General features: G+C 31.9%; 18 protein-coding genes and 1 tRNA gene. 11 read left to right on the forward strand and 8 right to left on the reverse strand.

Annotated features, from left to right (window positions below; translation table 11 throughout):
• Positions 1–186 precede the first annotated feature (186 nt).
• Both OYT91_RS15560 and OYT91_RS15565 read right to left on the reverse strand, forming a co-directional pair.
• Positions 187–798 carry a hypothetical protein gene (locus tag OYT91_RS15560; RefSeq protein WP_281238686.1) on the reverse strand — a complete coding sequence of 204 codons (612 nt, stop codon included), beginning with the start codon at positions 796–798 and terminating at the stop codon, positions 187–189.
• A 496-nt stretch (positions 799–1294) separates the two neighbouring features.
• Positions 1295–1367 (reverse strand) — tRNA-Phe (locus OYT91_RS15565).
• Between the two features lie 99 nt (positions 1368–1466).
• Between OYT91_RS15565 and OYT91_RS15570 the strand changes: the two genes are divergently transcribed.
• From OYT91_RS15570 to OYT91_RS15595, 6 genes are all read left to right on the forward strand, one after another.
• Positions 1467–2201: a type III pantothenate kinase gene (locus OYT91_RS15570; RefSeq protein WP_269223985.1), complete on the forward strand. Its 735-nt coding sequence runs from the start codon at positions 1467–1469 to the stop codon at positions 2199–2201.
• A complete protein-coding gene (bamG, locus tag OYT91_RS15575; protein ID WP_281238687.1) occupies positions 2194–3444 on the forward strand; it encodes a BamG family beta-barrel-assembly machinery protein in 1251 nt (416 codons plus the stop codon). The genes OYT91_RS15570 and bamG overlap by 8 nt, the downstream gene beginning before the upstream one ends.
• A 41-nt stretch (positions 3445–3485) precedes the next feature.
• Entirely contained in the window at positions 3486–4040 is a 555-nt protein-coding gene (gene lptC / locus OYT91_RS15580; RefSeq protein WP_432419428.1) for an LPS export ABC transporter periplasmic protein LptC, read from the forward strand.
• Positions 4041–4060: 20 nt separating this feature from the next.
• Positions 4061–4252, forward strand: coding sequence for a hypothetical protein (locus OYT91_RS15585; protein ID WP_269223983.1), 192 nt, complete (start codon positions 4061–4063; stop codon positions 4250–4252).
• Between the two features lie 3 nt (positions 4253–4255).
• Complete coding sequence (locus OYT91_RS15590; protein WP_281238689.1) at positions 4256–5515, forward strand: hemolysin family protein; 1260 nt, start codon at positions 4256–4258, stop codon at positions 5513–5515.
• A gap of 110 nt (positions 5516–5625) precedes the next feature.
• Positions 5626–7725 carry a peptidylprolyl isomerase gene (locus OYT91_RS15595; RefSeq protein ID WP_281238690.1) on the forward strand — a complete coding sequence of 700 codons (2100 nt, stop codon included), beginning with the start codon at positions 5626–5628 and terminating at the stop codon, positions 7723–7725.
• A gap of 74 nt (positions 7726–7799) precedes the next feature.
• Here the strand turns inward: OYT91_RS15595 and OYT91_RS15600 are convergent, their stop codons facing one another.
• Entirely contained in the window at positions 7800–8711 is a 912-nt protein-coding gene (locus OYT91_RS15600) for a GYDIA family GHMP kinase (protein WP_281238691.1), read from the reverse strand.
• Between the two features lie 56 nt (positions 8712–8767).
• The gene (locus OYT91_RS15605) at positions 8768–10090 is read right to left on the reverse strand and encodes a hydroxymethylglutaryl-CoA reductase, degradative (protein WP_281238692.1); all 1323 of its coding nucleotides are present in this window, start codon (positions 10088–10090) and stop codon (positions 8768–8770) included.
• A gap of 415 nt (positions 10091–10505) precedes the next feature.
• Between OYT91_RS15605 and OYT91_RS15610 the strand changes: the two genes are divergently transcribed.
• The 4 genes from OYT91_RS15610 (at position 10506) to OYT91_RS15625 (ending at position 16637) form a co-directional block, all read left to right on the forward strand.
• Positions 10506–12677 carry a S9 family peptidase gene (locus tag OYT91_RS15610; RefSeq protein ID WP_281238693.1) on the forward strand — a complete coding sequence of 724 codons (2172 nt, stop codon included), beginning with the start codon at positions 10506–10508 and terminating at the stop codon, positions 12675–12677.
• Positions 12678–12714: 37 nt separating this feature from the next.
• Positions 12715–14406: a peptide MFS transporter gene (locus OYT91_RS15615; protein WP_269223980.1), complete on the forward strand. Its 1692-nt coding sequence runs from the start codon at positions 12715–12717 to the stop codon at positions 14404–14406.
• 89 nt (positions 14407–14495) lie between these two features.
• Positions 14496–16007: a peptide MFS transporter gene (locus OYT91_RS15620; RefSeq protein WP_269223979.1), complete on the forward strand. Its 1512-nt coding sequence runs from the start codon at positions 14496–14498 to the stop codon at positions 16005–16007.
• Positions 16008–16130: 123 nt separating this feature from the next.
• On the forward strand, positions 16131–16637 hold the full coding sequence (locus OYT91_RS15625) for a thioredoxin family protein (protein ID WP_281238694.1): 507 nt from the start codon (positions 16131–16133) through the stop codon (positions 16635–16637).
• 10 nt (positions 16638–16647) lie between these two features.
• Here the strand turns inward: OYT91_RS15625 and OYT91_RS15630 are convergent, their stop codons facing one another.
• The 4 genes from OYT91_RS15630 to surE all read right to left on the reverse strand — a co-directional run bounded on the left by OYT91_RS15630 (position 16648) and on the right by surE (position 21268).
• Positions 16648–18684 (reverse strand): ComEC/Rec2 family competence protein, encoded by a 2037-nt coding sequence (locus OYT91_RS15630; RefSeq protein WP_269223978.1) that lies wholly within the window; start codon positions 18682–18684, stop codon positions 16648–16650.
• Positions 18685–18891: 207 nt separating this feature from the next.
• Complete coding sequence (lpxB, locus tag OYT91_RS15635) at positions 18892–20004, reverse strand: lipid-A-disaccharide synthase (RefSeq protein WP_281238695.1); 1113 nt, start codon at positions 20002–20004, stop codon at positions 18892–18894.
• Between the two features lie 109 nt (positions 20005–20113).
• Entirely contained in the window at positions 20114–20386 is a 273-nt protein-coding gene (locus OYT91_RS15640; protein WP_269223977.1) for a hypothetical protein, read from the reverse strand.
• A gap of 78 nt (positions 20387–20464) precedes the next feature.
• Positions 20465–21268 (reverse strand): 5'/3'-nucleotidase SurE, encoded by an 804-nt coding sequence (gene surE / locus OYT91_RS15645; protein ID WP_269223976.1) that lies wholly within the window; start codon positions 21266–21268, stop codon positions 20465–20467.
• 213 nt (positions 21269–21481) lie between these two features.
• On the opposite strand from surE, the gene OYT91_RS15650 reads away from it, so the two are divergent.
• Positions 21482–23656, forward strand: coding sequence for a carboxy terminal-processing peptidase (locus tag OYT91_RS15650; protein ID WP_281238696.1), 2175 nt, complete (start codon positions 21482–21484; stop codon positions 23654–23656).
• The last annotated feature ends 107 nt before the right edge of the window (positions 23657–23763 follow it).

The raw sequence follows: 23763 nt of genomic DNA on the forward strand, positions 1-23763 counted from the left end.
AAAAGCAAAAAGGTATAGTATTTATTCAGATACTATACCTTTTTTTGTTTATAATAGTTTATCCAAAATCCACATTTGACTATATAACGAAACTGAATTATTCAATAAAAAAAAGAGCTCACGTACTGTTTTTGAAGAAGAATTCAGATGTAGTAGATTTCTAATGCGGATTCTAGGTTTAAGGAACTATAAGTTAAAAATTTTGCTTAAAAATTTGTTTTTATATTTAGATTGTAATAATGGATTTGTTGTGTTTAAAATTTCTTCCTCACATTTAAAATTCGAATAACCAAGCATAATTCGAATGCCTTCAGGTAAAGTACTTATTATACTTGTTTTTTCTGCGTGTAGAGAAAATTGAATGTTTTTTTCTTTTTGCTTTTCATTTTTAAAATGACATAAAATAAGCATAACTGCAAAATTTAAAATAGAAATAGCAGTCTCGCTTTTAATTCCTATTTCGTTAGAAATCATTTCTGAGATTCTTCCTTTTTTGATTGAAAAAATTAAATTTAGAGGTATGTTACCTTCGTGTTCAAAGGAGTAATTTATGGATGATAGTTTGCCGTTTTCATATTCAATAGAATTATAGAATTCGGAGTTTGAAATGGAGTCAATAATTTTGAGAAACAAAGAATTGGTTTTAATGACGTTGTCAAGTCCTATTAACACAGTACATATACTAGTGTCAATCGATTTTCTAAGCAATGTTTCATTCTCTTCAAACTTTTTACAAAAAATTGAAATCAATGGTGAAGTGATAGAACTTCTAAGCTGATTAAGTAAAATGGGGGTCATATTTTATCTTTTATCAAGCAAATATCTTTATTTGCATTAATCACAAATAATCGTCAAAATGCTACATTTTATCGATTATCGGATAAATATATAAAAATTTTAACAAATACCAATTAAATCAAACATTTTTTTGTAACTAAAATTTCAACAGAATTGATTCACTTATGTGAAAATTTGGATGGTGTAACAGACTAGTATGGTGATGCCTGAAAACAAAGTATTTTTTGTTCCGTTAATTAATGGAATTAATAAGTAGTAATGTAAATAATTTTGAAATTACTAATTCCTTGTTAAAATGACAATGACTGTTTTTTAAGTATTTTTTCAAAACAAAAGGATATGGTGTTTTTTGTCTTTTTGAATAGTTTCTTGGGTTGGAATAATTTTAGGTAAAAAATCTTATTTTTTACCTGTCTTCCTTTTTGAAATCAACCCAATTAGAAGATGAATAATAATGTGTACAAAACAAAAAACCCACTCGTTTGAGTGGGTTTCGTGGTACCTCCAGGGATCGAACCAGGGACACATGGATTTTCAGTCCATTGCTCTACCATCTGAGCTAAGGTACCGTGCTTATTGCGGGTGCAAATATAATATCTTTTTTAAATTAAACAATACATTTTTTTAAAAAAATCTATTCGTACCTTAGCATTTTTAAAAAAATAACTATGATTTTAACCATCGATGTTGGAAATACAAGAATAAAAGCAGCTGTTTTTGAGGACTATAAGGCTTTGGAGAGTTTTGTTTTTTCTAATAATGAAATACTTAAAAAAATTACATTTATTTTAGAAAAATACAAGGCAATTACACATTTGGTAGTAGCTTCTGTTGGAAAAATGGGAAAAGAAATGTTTTTAGACTTCGAAAAAGAACTAATTGTATGGTTTGTTACGCACGAAGATGTTTTTCCATTTGCAAATAATTATGCTACACCAAAAACTTTAGGGATAGACAGAATGGTTTTGGCAGCTGGAGCAACTTTACAGTTTCAAGGGAAAAATAGATTGATTATTGATGCAGGTACCTGTATTACTTATGATTTTGTAGATCAAAACGATGTATATCATGGTGGAGCGATCTCTCCTGGTTTGCGATTACGGTATGAATCATTACATAATTTTACTGAAAAACTCCCGTTGTTAACATTCGTAGAACCAAAAGATATGATTGGAAATTCTACAGCAGAATCTATTCATTCTGGAGTTGTAAATGGATTGGTCTATGAAATTAATGGTTTTGTCGATGAATATAGTGCTCGATACTCAAATTTTATAATAATTTTAACGGGTGGAGACACAGAATTTTTGGCTAAACGATTAAAAAATACCATATTTGCCAATTCAAATTTCCTATTAGAGAGTTTGAACCAAATTTTTCAATATAAAATCAAAAATGATTAAAAAAATTATAGTTGCAGCCTGTTTCTTTATCTCACTAGTATCTAACGCTCAAACTGGTTCTGCTTCTCCTTATTCTTTTTTCGGAATTGGAGAATCTAGATTTAAAGGAAATCTTGAGAATCGTTCTATGGCAGGGCTTAGTGTTGAGCAAGATAGTCTCCATATAAATATTTTGAATCCTGCGAGTTTTGCAAGTTTAAAATTTACAACTTTCACGATAGGTGGTAACTACACTTCTACGGGGTTAAAAACAGATACCAAAACGGAGAAAGCGCAAAGAACAGCTCTTGATTATATAGCCGTTTCAGTGCCTTTAGGTAAAATGGGAGTAGGATTTGGATTGTTACCATATACTTCAGTTGGTTATAATATTCAATCAATAAACTCAAGTCCTGATGGTGTTAATAACGTGCTAAAAGGAACTGGTGGTTTGAATAAGGCATTCTTTTCATTAGGATATACCGTTATTCCTAACTTAGTAGTGGGAGCAGATATTCAATATAATTTTGGAAGAATAAATAATACTAATTTAGAATACATAACAGGTGTATTTATTGGTACTCAAGAAAAAAATGAAGCGGATTTAAAAGGTTTTGCGTCAAATTTTGGTGTTATGTACAAACACAAAATTTATAAGAATATAAATTTACATAGTAGTTTTACTTTCTCCCCTCAAAGTAGATTGGCTTCAACAAATACTCAAACTAAGTCTACCGTAAATTTTAATTCAAATTTTGATGTAGCTATTATTGATCCTGCCGATCCAAATGAAATCAGAACTGATTTAACCATTCCTGAAAAAATATCTTTTGGTTTAGGTGTTGGTAAAACAAAAAAATGGTTGCTAGGCTCTCAAATAGTTTTTCAAAATGCAGGGAAACTTACAGATGAATTTAATTCTGCAAGTAATGTTACTTATGGTACATATTCTAGCTACAGTTTAGGAGGATTTTATGTTCCAAATTACAACGTATTTTCTAAATATTATCAAAAGATTGTTTACAGAGCTGGATTAAAATATACAAAAACTGGATTGACTGTTAAATCTGAAGATATTGATGAAAAAGCAATGACTTTAGGTTTTGGTTTGCCAATATCGGGAGGTTTTTCTAATATCAATATTGGGTTAGAATACGGGAAAAGAGGAACTACAGCAAAAGGCTTAATTCAAGAAAATTATTTTGTTCTTGCTATGAGCTTCTCTCTAAGTGAAAAATGGTTTAGACAGGCCAAAATAGATTAATTTTTCCGCACAAAATAAGATTTCCTTTTTAATAGTATATGATGAATTTTTACAATAAAAGTATTTTGCACTTTTTGCTGATGTCACTCTTTTTTAGTGTGCTTTTGAGTTGTGAAAGTAATTTTAAAGAAGTTCAAAAAAATGATTATTCAGAATTTGTGCCTAGCGGAGATGCTGATTTTGTAAACTTAAAATATACAGATTCAGGAGTCATAAAATCGGTATTGATCAGTCCAAAAATGTTTGATTATGCTAATGTTGATTTTGCTTTTACTGAATTTCCAAAAGGTGTAGATGTTACAATTTATGATAACAAAGGAAAAAAAACATTTATCAGATCCAATTACGCAGTTTCTTATAAACAAACTAATATAATTGATTTACAGGGAAAAGTAAAAATTACTTCAGAAGCTGGTCAAATGCTCGAAACCGAACAGTTGTATTTTGATCAAAAAAATCAATGGTTTTATACCGAGAAAAAATTTAAATTGACAGATATTAAAGGCGGCTCGACAGGTCAAGGAATTGATTTTAGTAAAGATTTTAAAATAGTCAATTCGCAACGAATAGAAGGCGAAATCGAGTCTTCAGAATAATAAAAATAAAAAATAATACGATGAATTTCTTAAAATACACCTCTTACCTTTATTTAGCATTTGGAATCTATTTTCTATACGATGGATTTACAAAATGGAATACTACTGAAAACCCTTGGATGAGTTTTATAATTGCAGGACTCGCTATTTTTATGTTTTTCTTTAGAAGGAAGTTTGCCAAGAAATTTGAAGATCGAAATAAACAATCATAGATAATGGAAATTAGTATTATCATATTGTGTTTAATACTATGTGCTTTTTTTTCAGGAATGGAGATAGCATTCATATCTTCGAATAAAATATATTTAGAATTAGAAAAAAAACAAGACAACTTTCTTTCTAAAATTTTAATCAAACTTACTGAGAAGCCTTCAAAATTCATTGCAGCCATGCTTATTGGAAACAATATAGCGCTTGTGGTTTACGGGTTTTTTATGGGCAATTTGTTAATGAGTTGGTTGCTTCTTCTGCAATGGCATTTTTCTGATTTTACAAGTTTATTAATTCAGATTGTAATTTCTACATTTATTGTTTTAATAACAGCCGAATTTCTTCCCAAGGTTTTCTTTCAGATTTACGCCAATTCCTTGATGAAATTTTTCGCCATTCCGGCTTATTTTTTTTATAGGTTATTCTATTTTGTTTCCACTTTTTTGATTTGGATTTCAGATTTTTTATTGAAAAAATTTTTTAAAACAGAAGGAGATCAGGTACAACTTTATTTTAGTAAAATAGAACTCGGTAATTACATTACGGAACAAATGAGTACAGTGGAAGATCATGAAGAGGTAGATTCTGAAATACAAATATTTCGTAATGCACTAGATTTTTCTGGAGTAAAAGCAAGAGATGTAATGACGCCTAGGACTGAGATTTCTGCTATAGATGTTTCGGAATCCTTAAATGAACTTAGAGAATTATTTATAGAGACAGGTTATTCAAAAATGCTTGTTTATCAAAATTCACTCGACGATATTATAGGATATGTGCATTCTTTTGATTTATTTAAAAAACCATCCAGCATCAAAGAGATCGTGATTCCTGTAGAATTTATCCCTGAAGCGATTTATGTGAAAGATGCAATGAGTCTGTTAACCAAAAAAAGAAAAAGTGTTGCGGTTGTCCTGGATGAATATGGGGGTACTTCCGGAATTTTGACCATTGAAGATATTGTTGAAGAATTATTTGGTGAAATAGAAGATGAACATGATTCTGATGAAGAATTGGTTGAAAAAGAACTTGAAAATGGTGTTTATCTGTTTTCAGCACGTTTTGATGTAGAGTATTTGAATCAGACTTATAAATTATCGATACCCGAAAGTGAATCTTATGGTACGCTTGGAGGATTTATTGTTGATTTTACTAAGGAAATTCCTCAAAAAGGAGATAATATTACGATCGAAAATTATCATTTCACCATTGAAGAAGCAACAAATAAGAAGATTGAATTGGTTAAAATGACGATCAAAGACTAAGATTCTTTTTTTAATTTAAAAAAAAACAAAAAAAAAACAGTAGTTCTATAATTATTAATTAGATAATTGTATTTTCGCAAACAAAATTTTAAAATAAACAATAATATACAATGGCAGTTTTATCAAAAATTAGACAACATTCCGCTATAATGATTGGAGTTATTGCTCTAGCATTATTCTCATTTATAATTCAAGATCTTTTTACGAAAGGGAATTTTGGTAAAAGCTCTAAGGATGTTGGAAGCATCAATGGAAAGGATATCGCATTTGAAGACTTTAGAATAAAAGTAAGCAATGTTGAAAAAAGTGGGCAAGGAATAACTTCAACTGAAGCGTCTAGAAGAGTATGGGATCAAGAGGTGACTATCGCTTTGTTATCTGCAGAATTTGATAAACTAGGCCTAAGAGTTGGAGAGAAACACATCATGGACGTTCTTAAAGCGGATCAAAATATTGGTAAAAACCCAATGTTCTTAAATGCTGCCGGTATGTTTGATGTTGCAAAATTCAAAGAATATTTCAAATCTAATCCAGAACAAGCTCAATATTTAAAAGACAGAGAGAAAGATGCTGAATTAAATGCTAAATATCAAATTTATAGCACTTTAGTAAAATCTGGAATTTACACAACTGAAAGTGAAGGGAAATTTAACTACGAAACAGCTTCCAATAAAGTAAACTTCTCTTATGTTGCGGCTTTGTTTTCTACAATTAAAGATAGTGAAGTTAAAGTTACAGATGCAGAAATAGTGGATTACATGAAAGCGAGTCCTAAAAAATTCAAGTCTGATGAAACTCGTAAAATCGAATATGTTTTAATTGAAGATAAAGCATCTCCAGCTGATGTAAACGAAGTAAAAACTAAAGTTAATTCTTTATTGACTGGAAGCGTAGTTTACAATCAAGCAACGGGTAAAAATGATACTTTGGCAGGATTTAAAAATACTAAAAATGTGATTGAGTTTGTAAATTCAAACTCTGATGTTCCTTACGATTCTTCGTATGTTGCCAAAAAAGATTTGCCAGCGGTTGATGCGGATGCACTATACAACTTGGCTCCTGGAGCAGTTTATGGACCTTATGTTTTTGGAAAATACTACTGTATTTCAAAATCTTTAGGTAGAAAAGTGGGTGTAAATGCAAAAGCAAGTCATATATTAATTGGTTATGAGGGTTCTCAGACACCAAACACTAAAGAAAAAAGAACCAAAGAAGAAGCTAAAGAAAAAGCAGAAAGTATTTTGGCTCAAGTTAATGCTAATCCAGAAAGTTTCTTAATGTTAGCATTTACCAATTCTGATGATTCTTCTGCTCAGCAAGGTGGTGATTTAGGATATTTTGGACCAAATCAAATGGTAAAACCGTTTAATGATTTTGTTTTCAATAATGGTATTGGAAAAGTAGGACTAGTTGAAACTCAATTTGGTTTTCATATTATTAAAATTACAGACAAGCAAGACGGAATTCGTTTGGCAACTGTAGCTCAAAAAATTGAAGCTTCAGAAGCTACTTCGGATAAAGTATTTACTCAAGCGACTAAATTTGAGATGGATGTTGCTGAAAAAGACTTTGATAAAACAGCCAAAGAAATGGGGCTAGTTGTTGCGCCAGAAGCTACAGTTAAAGCAATGGATGAAAATTTTGGTTCATTAGGAAATCAAAGAACTATCGTTAGATGGGCTTTTGAAAAAGACTCTAAAGAAGGAGCTACAAAAAGATTTGAAGTAGCCAATTTAGGTCACGTAATTGCAAAAGTAAAATCTATTGATAATTCAGGATTGGTTCCTGTAGATCAGGCAAGACCTTATGTTGAGTCTATTCTTAAAAACAAGAAAAAAGCAGAGATTTTAAAAGCTAAAATGAGTGGAAGTTCATTGGAAGCGATTGCGAAAGCAACAGGATCTTCTGTGCAACAAGCGAATAATGTAACATTAGAAAATCCAGTATTAACGGGTGGTGTTGGTCAAGAACCAAGAGTTGTAGGGAATGCTTTTGCATTAGCTGCCAATAAACTTTCGGCTCCAATTGAAGGAGTAACTGGGGTATATGTAGTGAAAAACACTAGTACTGTGAAAGCTCCAGCGTTGAAAAGTTATGCTGATAATGTTGCTAAATTGAAAGCTCAAAGCGCATCAGATGCTAATAGAGTATTGCCTGCTTTAAAAGAAGGTGCTGATATTAAAGATAACAGAAAAGAGTTTAATTACTAAACAGTAATATTCCCAAATAAAAAACCCGATACTTATAAACTGCAAGTATCGGGTTTTTTGTTTTTAGATTTTATTTATAATATCATTTCTTTGTATGGAATAATGGTTTCAAATCCTTTATCAAAAAAATAAGAACTAGGGTTTTCTTTAGAAATAACCATCACGAAATCTCCTCCCCATGCTCCAAGACTTTTTATAGTTCCTGTAAAATCTGGAAATAAAGATTCTTTGACCGTTTTTGTTTCTAGAACAGAACTCAATTCTTTTTCGTGTCTTTCTAACGCTTCTGCAAAAATATTTTCGTTTTTTGTATTTAAAATTGTTTCGGTTATTTGATTAATAGTTTTTTTTTGAGATTCTAAATTGTTTTTTTTCTCTTTATAAGAAGCAATAGCGCTTTTGCTGTTTTGCTTTTGATTGAGATAAATAAAGTAAATATTTTTTGTGAAACTTGGATTGAATATTACTTTTTTGACAACTGGTTTTTCTTGTACAAGTTGATATACAATAGGAAAGTCGTTTTGAGCGCAAGCAATATCATATCCGCTACCTCCAAAACTGTTTTTAAGCAGCGTGAAGGCATTTATTTTAAACCATTGAGCTATATTATTTATAAGTGTAGATGAGGTTCCTAAACCCCATTTTCTTGGAAAGCTTAATGTTGTAGAAACACAAAACCCATCTGAATTGGAAATTGTATTTGGATTTAATAAGTGAGCTTCACTCAAAATTGAAATTAATGTGTTTTTGATAGATTCTTTTTCGGTACGAATTGATGATGTGATTTCTGAAAAGGATATTTTTTCTTCAAACCAAATACTTCCGTCTGCGTCATAGCTTGTCCAGGAAATTTCTTGACTTGAATTTTCTTCAATAATTAAGTCTTGTCCAAATTTTGTTGGAAGTGCAAAGGCTTTTGCACCATCAAGAACCAAATATTCTCCTGTTATCAAAAGTTTACCATTGCTATAAAATCTTTTTTTCATCTTTTATATTTTGCCTCGTTCCAGGTTTTTTTATCCAAATAAAGGCTAACTTTTATTTATGTGTTTTTCCTCAAATTTTCAATATAATCGACAACTGCACTATGGGAAACAACATGGTGTTTGAAATGTTTTTTGATAAAAATGCGTTCGGTATCAGTAGCTTCAAATTGATTTAAGATGTTGTTTAAATGCATTTTCATATGTCCATCTTGAATTCCCGTGGTAGTCAAGGAACGCAAGGCGGCAAAGTTTTGGGCTAAACCTGCTACGGCTACAATTTGCATTAATTCTTTGGCTGAAGGTTTTTCGAGCATTTCTAAAGACAATTTAACCAAAGGATGCAGAGAAGTTAATCCACCAACGGTTCCTAAAGCCAAGGGAACTTCCAACCAAAAACTAAAAATACCATTTTCTATTTTGGCATGCGATAAACTAGAATAGCTTCCATTTCTTGAAGCATAAGCGTGTATTCCAGCTTCAACTGCTCTAAAATCGTTTCCTGTAGCAAGAACAACGGCATCAATTCCGTTCATGATTCCTTTATTATGCGTGACTGCACGATAGGGTTCTACTTCGGCAATTTGAACAGCTTGAATAAATTTTTCGGCGAATTCTTGTGGGTTTTCAATGTGTTTTTCGGCTAATTCTGCAACAGGGCAAGAAACTTCGGCTCTTACTATACAATTTGGAACATAATTGGAAAGGATGCTCATAACCACTTGTATGTTTTTTTCTTCTTCCGAAAACAATTCGAAAGTCAAAGCTTCTTCTTTTAATGTTTTGGCAAATTGCTCCAAGCAAGAATTAATAAAGTTTGCACCCATGCTATCTTTAGTTTCAAAAGTAGCATGCAGTTGGAAGTAATTTGGAATTAAATTGGTTTTGTCTTTTAGTACAATGTCTAAAATTCCGCCACCTCTTTTCTGCATATTTTTAGTTATATTTTCTGTGGCTTCAAAAAATTTCTGTTTGAATTGAATGAAGAACAATTCCAATTTGGACTTGTCTCCTTGATAAATAAAATGCACTTGACCAATTTTCTCTGTATTTAAAACGGTTGTTTTGAAGCCGCCTCGAGTGGACCAAAATTTTGCTGCTTTTGAAGCTGCAGCCACTACCGAACTTTCTTCAATGGCCATTGGAATCGTACTGTATTTTCCATTAATTAGAAAATTTGGCGCAACACCTAAGGGGATGTAAAAATTTGAAATTGTGTTTTCGATGAATTCGTCATGTAGTTTTTGAATTTTTTCATCTAAATTCCAATAATTTTTTAGCAATGCTATAGCCTCACTTGGAGTTGAAAAATAGTTTTTGGCAATCCAGTTTATTTTTTCTTCTTTGGATAATTTTGAAAACCCAGCAATTGCGTCTATCATATAATAATTGTTATAACTTTAATGAAACAAAGATAAGCATTCCTTGGTATTGCTTTTTTAATACAATTGGATTTTTAAAGTTGTATTTTTTTAGATTTTTGTATTTAAATAAAGATATTTAATTTCTAGTCACACAAATTAATTTCTATAATGATATACTAAAAATAGCTTATTTTGTACGAAGTATGTGTGTAGTATATTCAAAAGATGATAAACTTTCATTTAGAATGTTAAAAATATTTAATTATAACATTTAACAGTGCAAAAGTGTATTATTTCTAAAAATTTCACTAAAATTGTGACTTTTATAACTTAATCTATATTGTGAATTGTATATGTCTTTAAATTTATTCTTAGAACAAGTTTAAAATATGTGATTTACTTATTCCTAAAGGAAAATAAACATTATCTCTATATGAATTCGAATACGATTACTGCGTTACTTCTTTTTTTATGTTTTACTGTTTTTGGTCAACAAAAAGTTACTGTTGAAGAGATATTTACGGGTTCTTTTCGCTCCAAAGGAATGGACGAACTTCAATCGATGAAAAATACAAATCAATACACTGTGTTGAATTTTGATAGATCGTCAAAGAGTATGCAAATAGACCTATATGATTTTGCTACGCTCAAAAAGGTGTCGAACCTAATCGATACAAAAGGATATAAAGAACTAGCAGATGGAATAGACAGTTATACTTTTGATGCTTCTGAAAAAAAGATTTTAATTGCTTCTAATTCAAAACAAATTTTTCGTCATTCTTTTACAGCAGATTATTTTTTATATGATATTGCTACCAAAAAATTAGTAAAGTTGTTTGATTTTCAGGTGCAAGAACCTACTTTTTCTCCTGATGGTGCAAAAATTGCTTATGCCAAAGAAAATAATTTATATGTTTATGATTTGGCTTCAAAAAAATCAACTTCAATTACTGCTGATGGAAAAAAGAATGCAATCATTAATGGTATCACGGATTGGGTTTATGAAGAAGAATATGCTTTTGTAAGAGCTTTTGATTGGAGTAAAGACAGCCAAAAATTAGCCTATATTCGTTTTGATGAAAGTGAAGTGCCTGAATTTTCCATGTCGGTTTTTCAAAAAAGTTTATACCCAACGATTGAAACTTTTAAATATCCAAAAGCAGGAGAAAAAAATTCTTTAGTTTCATTGCATATATACGATGTTGCAAAAAGCACTACTAAAAAAGTTGACCTGAATAACTATACTGATTTTTATATTGCAAGGTTAAAATGGACAAATGAGTCTAATGTTTTGTCCGTTCAAGTTTTGAACCGCCACCAAGATAATTTGGATCTCTTATTTGTTGATGGTACAACCGCTACAAAAAAAGTAGTTATGAATGAAAAAGACAAAGCATACATTGATGTTACAGATAATTTAACATTTTTAGAAGACAATAGCTTTATCTGGACCAGCGAAAAAGATGGATTTAATCATATTTATGTATATGATAAAACTGGAAAACTTAAAAATCAAGTAACAAAAGGAAACTGGGAGGTGACTTCATACTATGGTTTCGACGAAAAAACAAAAACGGTTTTTTACCAATCTACAGAAAATGGTTCTATCAACAGAGATGTATATAAAATAGGATTAAACGGGAAAAACAAAGTGCGTTTGTCTAAAAATATCGGTGGAAATTCAGCAACTTTTAGTCCTAATTTTCAATATTACATTAATACATTTTCTAGCGCTTCCCAACCAACAATTTATACTTTAAATGACTCAAAGGCAGGTAAAGAAATCCAAGTTATCGAAAATAATCAGGATCTGATTGCAAAATTGAAAGGATATAATTTGCCATCTAAAGAGTTTTTTGTTTTAAAAACTGAAAAAGGGAATGAGCTTAATGCTTGGATCATGAAGCCAAAAGATTTTGATGCTTCAAAGAAATATCCTGTATTTATGTTTCAGTATTCAGGGCCAGGTTCACAACAAGTGGTTAATCAATGGGGTAGTTCAAATGAGTATTGGTTCATGATGTTGGCACAGCAGGGGTACATTGTTGCTTGTGTTGACGGTCGTGGAACTGGTTTTAAAGGAGCAGATTTCAAGAAAGTAACCCAAAAAGAATTAGGAAAGTACGAAGTCGAAGACCAAATTGATGCTGCAAAAGTAATCGGTAATTATCCTTATGTTGATAAATCAAGAATTGGTATTTTTGGTTGGTCTTATGGAGGTTTTATGGCATCCAACTGTATTTTTCAAGGAGCTGACGTATTTAAAATGGCAATTGCTGTTGCACCTGTTACCAACTGGCGTTTTTATGATAGTATTTATACGGAACGATACATGCAAACTCCACAAGAGAATGCAAGTGGATATGATATGAATTCACCAATAAACCATGTTGATAAATTAAAAGGAAAGTTCTTATTGATACACGGATCTGCTGACGATAATGTACACGTTCAAAATTCAATGCAAATGATGGAAGCGTTGATTCAAGCCAATAAACAATTTGATTCTCAGATATATCCAGATAAAAATCATGGTATATATGGTGGAAAAACAAGGATTCAATTGTATAATAAAATGACTAATTTTATTAAAGAGAATTTATAATTCAACTCAAATACCAAATCAAAACCAAAACAAAAAAATGACAGAAACTCAATCGAAAACAGCACATCCAAAAGGACTTTGGGTATTATTTGGAACCGAAATGTGGGAACGGTTCAACTTTTATGGAATGCGAACTTTATTGGTTCTTTTTCTTGTAAATTCCTTAATGATGAAAGAAGAGGATGCTTCTTTGATTTATGGAGGTTTTCTGGGACTTTGCTATTTGACACCAATGTTGGGTGGATTTATTTCAGATCGTTTTTTCGGAAATAGAAATTGTATTATGCTTGGTGGTTTGATGATGGCTGTTGGGCAATTATTATTGTTTGCAAGTGCCAGTGTTTTTGGTGAAAATTTAGGTTTAGCAACCACTATAATGTATTCTGGATTAGGAATAATTATTTTTGGTAACGGTTTTTTTAAACCAAACATTTCAAGTATGGTGGGGAGTTTGTATCCAAAACAAGAAAAAAGCAAATTGGATACTGCTTTTACTATTTTCTATATGGGAATCAACTTAGGAGCATTTTTGGGTCAATTTATTTGTCCATTAGTAGGAGATGTGAAAAGTTCAGGAGGTATTAGAGACATTCATGCTTTCAAATGGGGATTCCTTGCGGCAGCAATTGCAATGCTTATCGGAACATTAGTGTTTTATTTCTTAAAAAATAAATATGTAGTTACTCCCGAAGGAAAACCATTAGGAGGATTGCCGTCTAAAAATGAATCTTCAGATTATGAAGAAGGTGAGGCCCAGAATGCAGTATTTACACCAACGGCTTTAATTTTATCAGTTGTTGCTTTTATTGGTATGTTTTTATTATTTCATTTTTCAGTAGATGGAACTAATGTTGTAAAAACTATTATTTATCCAATTATATATGCAAGTGGTATTACACTAGCAGGTTTAATTCTTTCAGATAGTTCTTTGACAAAAGTTGAGCGAGATCGAATTATAGTAATATATATTATTTCATTCTTTATCATTTTCTTCTGGGCAGCTTTTGAACAAGCTGGTTCATCCTTGACATTTATTGCAGATAATCAAACGGATAGAAACTTTTTTGGATGGGCAATGCCCGCTTCAATGGTGCAAATTTTCAACGGATTATTCGTTGTTGCTTTAGCGGTTCCATTCAGTATGTTGTGGGATAAATTGAGAGCAAATGACAAAGAACCTATTTCTCCTGTAAAATTAGCTTTGGGATTATTATTGATTGCAGTAAGTTTCTATATGATTGCTACTCAAGTAAAAGATTTAGGAACTTCCGGATTATTAGCCATTAAATGGTTAATTCTTTTGTATTTATTGAATACTTGTGCGGAGTTGTGCTTGTCTCCAATTGGTTTATCTTTAGTTGGGAAATTATCTCCAAAACGTTTTTCATCATTATTGTATGGGGTGTTTTTCTTGTCGAATGCCTCTGGATATGCATTGGCAGGAACTTTAGGTTCAATATTACCAGCTACAGGTGATAAATTTAATAAAGCAAAGGAATTAGGAATCGATTTGCAAGCAGTATTAGATAAAAAAGTAACACTTACTCCAGAACAAGTCCAGTTATTAGATACAAATCAAATTATGAATCATAATCCAATTTTTGCTGGTTTTGAAATTCATAACTTATTTGAATTTTTTATGGTATTTGTAATCTTAACAGGTATTGCTGCATTGATTTTATTTGCCTTGACACCATTTTTGAAAAAAATGATGCACGGTGTTCGATAATTTCTTAAAATAAAATATTAAAAAAAACATCATCTATTTGATTCAATCAAGAAGATGATGTTTTTTATTTATCTACTAAAAAAATTAGAATGGAACAAAATTTAAGTTTAGAACAAATTCAAAATTTCAAAGGAAAGTATCCAAAACAATTGTGGTATTTGTTTTTTAGTGAAATGTGGGAGCGTTTTTGTTTTTACGGAATGCGGGGGATGTTGGTGGTGTTTATGGTTGGTCAATTGGGCATGAACGATAGAGTTGCCAATTTACAATATGGCGCAACTCAAGCTTGGGTATATGCTTTTACTTTTATCGGTGGTTTGTTTGCCGATAAAATTCTGGGTTTGCGAAAATCACTTTTTTGGGGTGGTATTTTAATGATTATTGGAAGCGTAATTCTTTCTATTGATCCCAAAAATTATTTTTTCATAGGTATTGGATTTACTATTGTTGGTACTGGTTTTTTTAAGCCTAATATTTCTTCTATGGTTGGTCAATTGTACAAAGAAGGAGACCCTAGAAGAGATGCTGGATTTTCATTCTTTTATATGGGTGTGAATCTGGGCGCTTTAATTGGTGGCTATATTTGTATCGCTGTTGCCGAAGGTTCTATGTGGCAATCAATAGTTCCAGAACATCTTCGTTGGAATGTTGGTTTTGGATTTGCTGCAATTGTAATGATTATTAGTCTTTTGACATTTACACAAACACAAAAATCACTAGGCACAATTGGACTATCTCCTTTGGCAGATGTTGAAACTTCGAAAAGAAAACGTTTTGAAATTATAACTTATCTAGGTTCATTATTGATCATTCCTGTAATTATTATCATGGTTGCCAATACTGTTTACACCGATTATTTTATGATGTTTATTGGGCCAGCGTCTATTTTGTATTTGCTATATGAAATGAAAAATTTCTCAGCTGCCGAAAATAAAAAATTATTTGCCGCCTTGATTTTTATAATATTCTCTATTTTCTTTTGGGCATTTTTCGAACAAAGTGGCGGTTCTTTAAGTCTTTTTGCAGTAAATAATTTAAACAACACAATCCTTGGAGTGCCATTGAGTCCAAATGGAGTAAATAATTCAGCCAATTCTTTCTTTGTCATAGGATTTGCGGCTTTGGTTGGACTAGTATGGTTATGGATGGCTAAGAGAAAAATTGAACCCAATACCGTTATTAAATTCGGATTAGCCTTTTTATTTCTAGCGGGTGGTTTTTGGATATTTTATTATACTAAATTCTTTGCTGGAGCTGATGGAAGAACTTCCTTGGGGTTGTTTACTTTTGGGTGGTTTATTATCACTTTTGGAGAACTTTGTTTATCGCCAATTGGGATGTCTGCCATGACAAAACTTTCGCCTCTGAAAACTCAAGCTGTAATCATGGGAATGTGGTTTCTGGCAAGTGCTTATGGACAGTATTTTGCAGGATTGCTTGGAGCGAATATTGCCGAGGCATCAGAGCATGCTACTAATCTTGAAAAATTAAATGTATATGCAGACGGATACAAACAATTGGGTATTTATGCATTGATAGCAGGAGTAGTTTTGATAGTAATTTCCCCATTGGTAAAAAAATTAATGCAAGAAGTAAAGTAGCCGACAATTTTTGGTATTATTTTTGTTTAGTTTTGTAAATGAAAAAGGCAGATAAGTTTTTGAAATATATGATTTATTTATTTTGCCTATTTTGATCTCGTTAAATAATCAATAAAATAACAAATGAAAAAAATATTTTTAATAACATTATTCTTTTTTGGTTTAAGTGTAACACAAGCTCAGGAATTAAAATGGTACACAGATGTGAAAGAAGCTATCCAAGTTTCGGGTAAAGAAAAAAAACCATTAATGCTATTTTTTACGGGTAGTGATTGGTGTGGTTGGTGTATTCGATTGCAAAACGAAGTGCTCAAAACACCCGAGTTTAGCAAATGGGCTAAAGAAAGTGTTATTCTGGTAGAATTAGATTATCCTAGAAGAACGACTCAAACGGATGAGATTAAGAAGCAAAATGGCGAGCTGCAACAAGCCTTTGGGATACAAGGATTTCCAACAGTTTATTTTGCAAATGCCACTGTTAAGGATGGAAAAGTTAATTTTGAAGGTTTAGGGAGTACTGGTTATGTGGCTGGAGGCCCTACTGCTTGGTTGGCTGTAGCAGATCCTTTTGTAAAAAAACCTGTTTTGAGTTCGCAACCTACAAAAGCTAAAAAATCTAAAAAAGCATAAAAGAATACGATTAATTAATTTTATAGAATCCCTTTTCACTTGTAGCGTGAAAAGGGATTTTTTGTTGGGAACAACTCGTTTTCCATATTCTTTGAATTGATTTGTAATTCGATGCATCTGTCACGACTATTTTGGGTTTAATAATACGCAACATTCGTTCAAAATTAATTTTTGGAGATTGTGTTACGATTAAAATATCGGGATGAACAGAGGTTGGATACGCCTTCGAACTGTCTATCAAAAGTATTTTGTTTTCTTTATAATAAAAAAGATTTTTCAACTTGTTTTTATGAAGTAATGAACTGAAATTGCCTGTCAGATAGGATGATAAAAGGGTGTTTTTTTTAATATTGCTCAAAATACTGTCATTTGCATATAGTACTACTTTATCCCCGTTTCGTTCCAAGAGTTGAGTGTTTTTGGAGGTATTTAAAACTATGAACTCAGTTTGATTTTGAACCTCCCACTTTGTCTTTAGTGCTGAAAGTTGTAGCATAATAACAGCCATTAGTACCCAAATCAGATTTTTAAAACGTTTTTGTTCGAATGCGATGCTAATTGTAATAATTGCTAAATAACTGCTGATTAAAAAATAAGTGTTTAATGGAATGTCTTTTATAATGAATTGTTCCAATGAAGCAATGGAACCAATAATTTTGTCGAGATAAAGAATACTTATTTCTAAAGCTTTTGCTGGGTAAAAAGGAACCCAATTGAATGCCGCTAGTAACATAACTAAAACCCCCAGACTCATAATGAAACCCAGTAGTGGAATAACAATTATATTGGTAACAAAGAATAATCCAGGAAATTGATGAAAGTAAAATATGCTGAGGGGTAAAGTGCCAATTTGTGCCGCAAATGAAACGGTTAGAATGTCCCAAAAGTAGTTTGTTATTATGTTTTTTGGTTTCCAAAGATTGGACAATAAAGGCTTTAGCCAAACAATAAAAAACAATGCTACATAACTTAATTGAAAACCAACGTCGAATAAAAAAGAGGGCTGAAATAATAAAATGAGCAAAATGGAAACGAGTAATGTATGATAAATATTTACACTTCTTCTCAAATAATGTCCTATTGCAACAAACGAAAACATGGTTACAGATCGGATTACCGAAGGTGCAAGTCCTGCCAAAATTCCGAAAAGAGATAAAACCAGAAGTGTTATTATTAATTTTAAGAAAGCTCCCTTTTTGGTATTTGGAAAAGGTTTTAGTAATAAGGAAAGGAACAGTACTATAAAACCAATGTGTAATCCCGAAACGGATAAAATATGTACGGCTCCAGCATACTGATAATCTTTATTAATTTGTGGGTCAATGTCTTGTTGCTGTCCCAAAATGAGTGCTATTGCAACATTTAGTTCTTTATTACTGAAATTATTTTTTTCTAATTTTTGAATAATTTGTGTTCTTAGTAGTGCAGTATAATACCAAATGTCTTTGACTATTTCTGGATTGAGTTGTATTTCATTTGGTTCAGCATAGAGTTGTGCATAAATTTGTTTGTTTTCGAGGTATTTCTGGTAATCGAATTGGTTGGGGTTTTTCTGTGGAGTGTTTTTATATAAAGAAGTCTTGATTTTTAATTGATTTCCAATTAAGAAAGAATGTTTTAGGCTGTCTTTGCTGATATTTATTATAATTCGGCCCGAAAATTTTTCTTGATCAATAGAATTCAATAAAGCAATGTAGCGCACATTTGAATTTGAACTTTTTATTTTTTCTCTTAATGTGAGTGTGAAGGTGTGTGTGTTTTCGAAACAGTTTTTGTAATGCGTGTAATTGTTTTTTTGGAGGGATTCAGTGTGGAAAGTTTGTGTTGTGACTCCGATGGAAAAGGCTAGGAGGTACGTTGCTAGTCCAAAAAGTAATTCGAGTTTTGTATTTGTTTGGAATGAAAAATAAGTTCCGATAAAACCCAGAGCATTTATAGAAAGAAAAACAAACACAATTGGAAGACTAGGTTTTAGAAAATAGGCAAGCAATATTCCTGCGATAAAGGCTAACGTAATTCTTGCTAATGGGAATTGTAGTACTTTCATAAAACCAAAGTACAATTTTTTTGTAAGAAATAAGTTGTTTTGTAAAGAAAATAAAGTTGAATTGTTCCGGCGTTATTGCGTGAAGGATGGAAGCTAGCTACCGAAGTAGCGCGGACAGCCTGACAGCATAAAGGAAAGGGGCCGATTGAGCGGTTGCTAAGTTGGCCCCTTTGTTTTATGGTGGCACGCCCAAAGGCTGTTTTAAAACTATTTTAAATTTGCAACAATCAATTGGGCTGTTTTTTTGCTGGCTCCGGTTCCGCCAAGTTTTTCTTCCAGTAAATCATAGTTTTTTAGCAATATTTTGCGGTAATTGGGCTCTAGGATTTTGGTTAATTCTTCTCGGATACGCTTGGTCGAGCAATCGTCTTGAATTAATTCGGTTACGATTTCTTTGTCCATGATTAGGTTGACTAGCGAGATGTATTTTAGAGTGATGATGCGTTTGGCGATTTGGTAGGAAGCCCAACTGCCTTTGTAGCAAACTACTTCGGGGACTTTGAAAAGTGCGGTTTCGAGTGTGGCCGTGCCAGAGGTTACCAATGCGGCTGTGGAATTTCGCAATAAAGCATAGGTTTTATTCGATATAAATTTTATGTTTTCGCCAGAAATGAATTGTTGGTAAAAGGAATGCTCCTGACTTGGTGCTCCAGCAATTACAAATTGAAATTCGGGAAAATCTTTGACCACGCTGAGCATTATAGATAACATTTTGCTAATTTCTTGTTTGCGACTTCCAGGTAATATTGCAATAATTGGCTTTTCAGACAAATGATTTTCGGCTCTAAAAGTTTGGGCATCAATACCCGATTGATTGTGAATGGCATCAATCAGTGGGTGCCCAACAAATTCAACTGGAAATTGATGTTTGACTTCGTAAAACTCTTTTTCAAAAGGTAAAATCACGTACATTTTGTCAATATCATGCTTGATAGCCGTTATTCTATTTTCTTTCCAAGCCCAAATTTGAGGAGAAATATAGTAGTGATTTTTATACCCAATTTGTTTGGCCCATTTGGCTATTCGCATATTAAAACCGGGATAATCGATATAAATGATAACATCTGGATTGAATTGAGTGATGTCTTTTTTGCAAATTTTGATATTGTTTAAAATGGTTTTTAGGTTAAAAAGTACTTCCACAAATCCCATAAAAGCCAATTCGCGATAGTGTTTTACAAGAGTTCCACCTACATTTTGCATTAAATCGCCACCCCAAAAACGGATGTCTGCCTCTGAATCTTCTTCGTAAAGAGCTTTCATTAAATTGGATCCGTGCAAATCTCCCGAAGCTTCTCCTGCAATAATATAGTATTTCATTTTTGTGATTTTTTGGATGAACAAAGATAATATTTAGATAATAAGAAACGAAGAGTCTAAGTTGCTAAGATTAATATGAGTATTTAAAAAAAACTTAGATTCTTAGCTATTATAGAAACAAAGTAATTATGGTGAGCATGATAACTGCCAAAACGACGCCTCTTGCCATAAGTTCTTTATTCATTTTGAGTAAAATACCAAAAGCTATTAAATCAAGAATTGAACCTAGTGTAACTATTTTGCCCAGATTTCCTTGGCTTTTTATAGATTGAATACCGACAATGAAATCAGAATGAACAACAAAAGTGATGTATAAAAACATTCCTAAAATGGAAGCTAAAAATCCGATTATAAATCCGATCAGTAAGTCTATTTTATTCATATGAAAAGCTGCTTTAGTAGGTTATGATATCGGTATTTTTATTTATTGCAAAACTGGCCGATATTGTTTTATTGGGTGTTAGTTGTGTTTTGGGATTGTGTCGATTTCATTCCACTCTCTTTTGGTTAAATTTTGTATGGCATGGTGCGCTGTTAAGTCAAATTGTACAGGGACTAGGGAAATGTATCCATTTTGCAAAGCCCATTCATCAGTATCCTCGCCTTTATCTTGGTTGACAAATTCACCGGTCAGCCAATAATAATCTTTGCCTTGAGGTGTTTTTCGTTTGTCAAATTTTTCCATCCAAAGTGCATTCGCTTGACGGCAAATTTTAATTCCTTTGATTTCTTTTTCTTGTAATTTTGGAAAATTAACGTTCAAGATTACACCTTCTGGAAGTTTGTTTTTTAAAACTTCGAGCGTAATTGTTTTTATATAGGACTTAATCGGTTCAAAATTGGCATTCCAATCATAATCCAATAAAGAGAAACCAATAGCTTGAATTCCTTCTATTCCAGCTTCAACAGCAGCACTCATAGTTCCGGAATAGATTACATTTATTGACGAATTAGAACCATGGTTGATTCCTGAAACGCATAAGTCAGGTTTTCTTTTCAAAATTTCATTTACTGCAATTTTAACACTGTCCACAGGAGTACCTGAGCAGCTGTATTCTAAAATAGCATCGCCATCTTTTGAAATTTTATTTAGATGTAAAGTGTCGTTTATGGTAATGGCATGTCCCATAGCGCTTTGCGGTTTGTCTGGAGCAACAACAACTACTTCCCCAATTGTAGCCATAACTTCAATAAGGGCTCTTATTCCAGGTGCCGAAACCCCATCATCATTTGTAATTAGTATTAAAGGCCTTTCATTTTTCATTATAGTGCTGTTAAAAAAACTTAATTGTTGATAAAATTTGACTTCAAAGACAAATGTACTAACACAAAATCTTATATTGCATTCAAATAAAATATTTTTTCAGCATAGTTTTTTCTAAGGTTGAAATTTCTGTTTTATATCTTTAACAAAAAATTATGTAGCATACAAAAGGGCTAGCATGATTTTTGGTGTAACTTAGTTTAAAAAAAATTGATGAATTCGATTATTAGCTTTATGAAAAAAAATTATAAAATACTCATAGCTGTGGTATGCCTTTCGGTTACCCTATTTGCGTTTAATATTAATTCAAAAAAAGCAGTAGATCCAGAAAGAGATAAATTACTTTTAGAGCTGTTAACTTTTGTCATAGAGAAAGGGCACTATAATCCTGCTGTTATTGATGATGCCTTTTCGAAAGGAGTTTACAAAGATTATATTGCTGCCTTAGATCCTTCTAAACGCTTTTTTTTGCAATCCGATATTAATGAATTTTCCAAATTTGAATTGGAATTAGACGATCAATTGATGAATAAAGATTTAACCTTTTTTAATCTTACCTATGATCGCTTAATGCTACGTATGGAAGAGAGTAAAAAAGTGTTCAAAGATATCTTAGGAAAACCTTTTGATTATAATATTGATGAGGATTTTAATGTAGATTATGATAAAGCACCCTATTCTAAAAACAATGCGGAATTAAAAGAAAAATGGAGAAAACAGATTAAATTATCTACTCTTTCGTCTTTCACAGACAAGAAAAAAATGGAAGAGGATAAGCATTTAAAAGATCCTAAATATGTAATGAAAACAGATATAGAACTTGATATTGAAACAAGAGAAAGTTCTTTGAATTCATTAAACGAATCTTTTGGATTTATGAGTGAACTAAAAAGAGACGACTGGTTCACCCTATATATTAACTCCATAATGTCTCGTTTTGACCCGCATACAACATATTTTGCTCCTGAAGAAAAAGAAAGATTTGATGTAAGTATGAGCGGAAAACTGGAAGGAATTGGTGCTCGTTTGCAAAAGAAAAATGATTACACAGAAATTTCAGAACTTATTTCTGGCGGGCCTGCTTGGAGAGGTAAGCAATTAGAAGCGGGAGATTTGGTAATGAAAGTGGCTCAAGGAAATGGTGTTCCAGTGGATGTAATTGGAATGCGATTAGATGATGTAGTTAAAAAAATTAAAGGCCCAAAAGGTTCCGAAGTTCGCCTTACAGTAAAAAAAGTTGATGGAACAATCCAAGTGATTTCGATAATAAGAGATGTTGTTGAAATTGAAGAAACGTATGCAAAATCAAGTATTGTTGAAAAAAACGGAATGAAATATGGTGTTATTTATTTGCCAAAGTTTTATATCGATTTTGAAAACAAAGACGGTAGAGATGCTGGTAAAGATATCGCTCTAGAAGTGGAACGATTGAAAAAAGCCAATGTTAATGGTATTGTATTAGATGTACGTGATGATGGTGGAGGATCTTTATCAACTGTTGTTGATATTGCAGGTTTGTTTATTGAGCAAGGACCAATTGTTCAAATAAAATCAGCTGGGAAGAAAAAAGAAATTTTATACGATACCGATAAAAAACTAGAGTGGGATGGGCCTTTGGTAATTATGGTAAACGAATTTTCTGCATCGGCTTCTGAAATATTGGCAGCAGCTATTCAGGATTATAAACGAGGAATCATTATTGGAAGCAAACAAACCTATGGAAAAGGAACAGTACAAAATGTAATTGATTTGAATCAATTCGTGCGTAACAGTTCAGTGGGGGATCTAGGTGCATTGAAAACGACCACTCAAAAATTCTACAGGATAAATGGTGGCTCAACTCAATTGGAAGGCGTAAGCAGTGATGTAGTTATGCCGGATCGTTATGCTTATTTGAAAATGGGCGAGCGCGATGAAGAAAATGCAATGCCGTGGGATAAAATTGATCCAGCACCTTATGCGGTTTGGAATAATACATCAAAATTTGAGCAAGCGATTGTCAATAGTAAAAAACGAATCGAAAATAATGTTCAATTTAAATTGATTGAAGAAAATGCCAAATGGATTGATACCAGAAGTAATGAAAATAATTATAGCTTAAATATTGATAAATTTAAAGTGGCTCAAAATTTAATTGAAGAGTCTGCCAAAAAATTTAAACCAATTGTTGATTATAAAAATAATTTAAAATTTACTTCTTTACCATATGAGTTAGATGCCATGGCCAAAGATCCTGTGCTTAAAGAGAAAAGAGATATTTGGCATGAAAGTTTGGCAAAAGATATTTATGTAGAAGAAGCTTTGAATGTATTGGATGATTTGCAAATAAAATCAATTGTTAAATCCAATATTCCAAACGACAAAAAAGGAAAGTTAGTAAAATCATAGAGTTTTCGATTTTTTCAAATAATAAAAAAACGCTTCAATCTTTTTTGAAGCGTTTTTTTATTTGATAATAGGAATAAATTGTTAAATAGTAGCATAAAAGGTCTTTT

Source organism: Flavobacterium praedii, assembly GCF_026810365.1.
Classification (GTDB): Bacteria; Bacteroidota; Bacteroidia; order Flavobacteriales; family Flavobacteriaceae; genus Flavobacterium; species Flavobacterium praedii.

Coding starts and splice junctions, on each gene's coding strand:
- OYT91_RS15590 (WP_281238689.1), top strand. CDS start 4,256: ATGGAAATTAGTATTATCATATTGTGTTTAATACTATGTGCTTTTTTT.
- OYT91_RS15650 (WP_281238696.1), top strand. CDS start 21,482: ATGAATTCGATTATTAGCTTTATGAAAAAAAATTATAAAATACTCATA.
- OYT91_RS15640 (WP_269223977.1), bottom strand. CDS start 20,386: ATGAATAAAATAGACTTACTGATCGGATTTATAATCGGATTTTTAGCT.
- OYT91_RS15610 (WP_281238693.1), top strand. CDS start 10,506: ATGAATTCGAATACGATTACTGCGTTACTTCTTTTTTTATGTTTTACT.
- OYT91_RS15570 (WP_269223985.1), top strand. CDS start 1,467: ATGATTTTAACCATCGATGTTGGAAATACAAGAATAAAAGCAGCTGTT.
- lpxB (WP_281238695.1), bottom strand. CDS start 20,004: ATGAAATACTATATTATTGCAGGAGAAGCTTCGGGAGATTTGCACGGA.
- surE (WP_269223976.1), bottom strand. CDS start 21,268: ATGAAAAATGAAAGGCCTTTAATACTAATTACAAATGATGATGGGGTT.
- OYT91_RS15585 (WP_269223983.1), top strand. CDS start 4,061: ATGAATTTCTTAAAATACACCTCTTACCTTTATTTAGCATTTGGAATC.
- OYT91_RS15605 (WP_281238692.1), bottom strand. CDS start 10,090: ATGATAGACGCAATTGCTGGGTTTTCAAAATTATCCAAAGAAGAAAAA.
- lptC (WP_432419428.1), top strand. CDS start 3,486: ATGAATTTTTACAATAAAAGTATTTTGCACTTTTTGCTGATGTCACTC.
- bamG (WP_281238687.1), top strand. CDS start 2,194: ATGATTAAAAAAATTATAGTTGCAGCCTGTTTCTTTATCTCACTAGTA.
- OYT91_RS15630 (WP_269223978.1), bottom strand. CDS start 18,684: ATGAAAGTACTACAATTCCCATTAGCAAGAATTACGTTAGCCTTTATC.
- OYT91_RS15625 (WP_281238694.1), top strand. CDS start 16,131: ATGAAAAAAATATTTTTAATAACATTATTCTTTTTTGGTTTAAGTGTA.
- OYT91_RS15620 (WP_269223979.1), top strand. CDS start 14,496: ATGGAACAAAATTTAAGTTTAGAACAAATTCAAAATTTCAAAGGAAAG.
- OYT91_RS15600 (WP_281238691.1), bottom strand. CDS start 8,711: ATGAAAAAAAGATTTTATAGCAATGGTAAACTTTTGATAACAGGAGAA.
- OYT91_RS15615 (WP_269223980.1), top strand. CDS start 12,715: ATGACAGAAACTCAATCGAAAACAGCACATCCAAAAGGACTTTGGGTA.
- OYT91_RS15560 (WP_281238686.1), bottom strand. CDS start 798: ATGACCCCCATTTTACTTAATCAGCTTAGAAGTTCTATCACTTCACCA.
- OYT91_RS15595 (WP_281238690.1), top strand. CDS start 5,626: ATGGCAGTTTTATCAAAAATTAGACAACATTCCGCTATAATGATTGGA.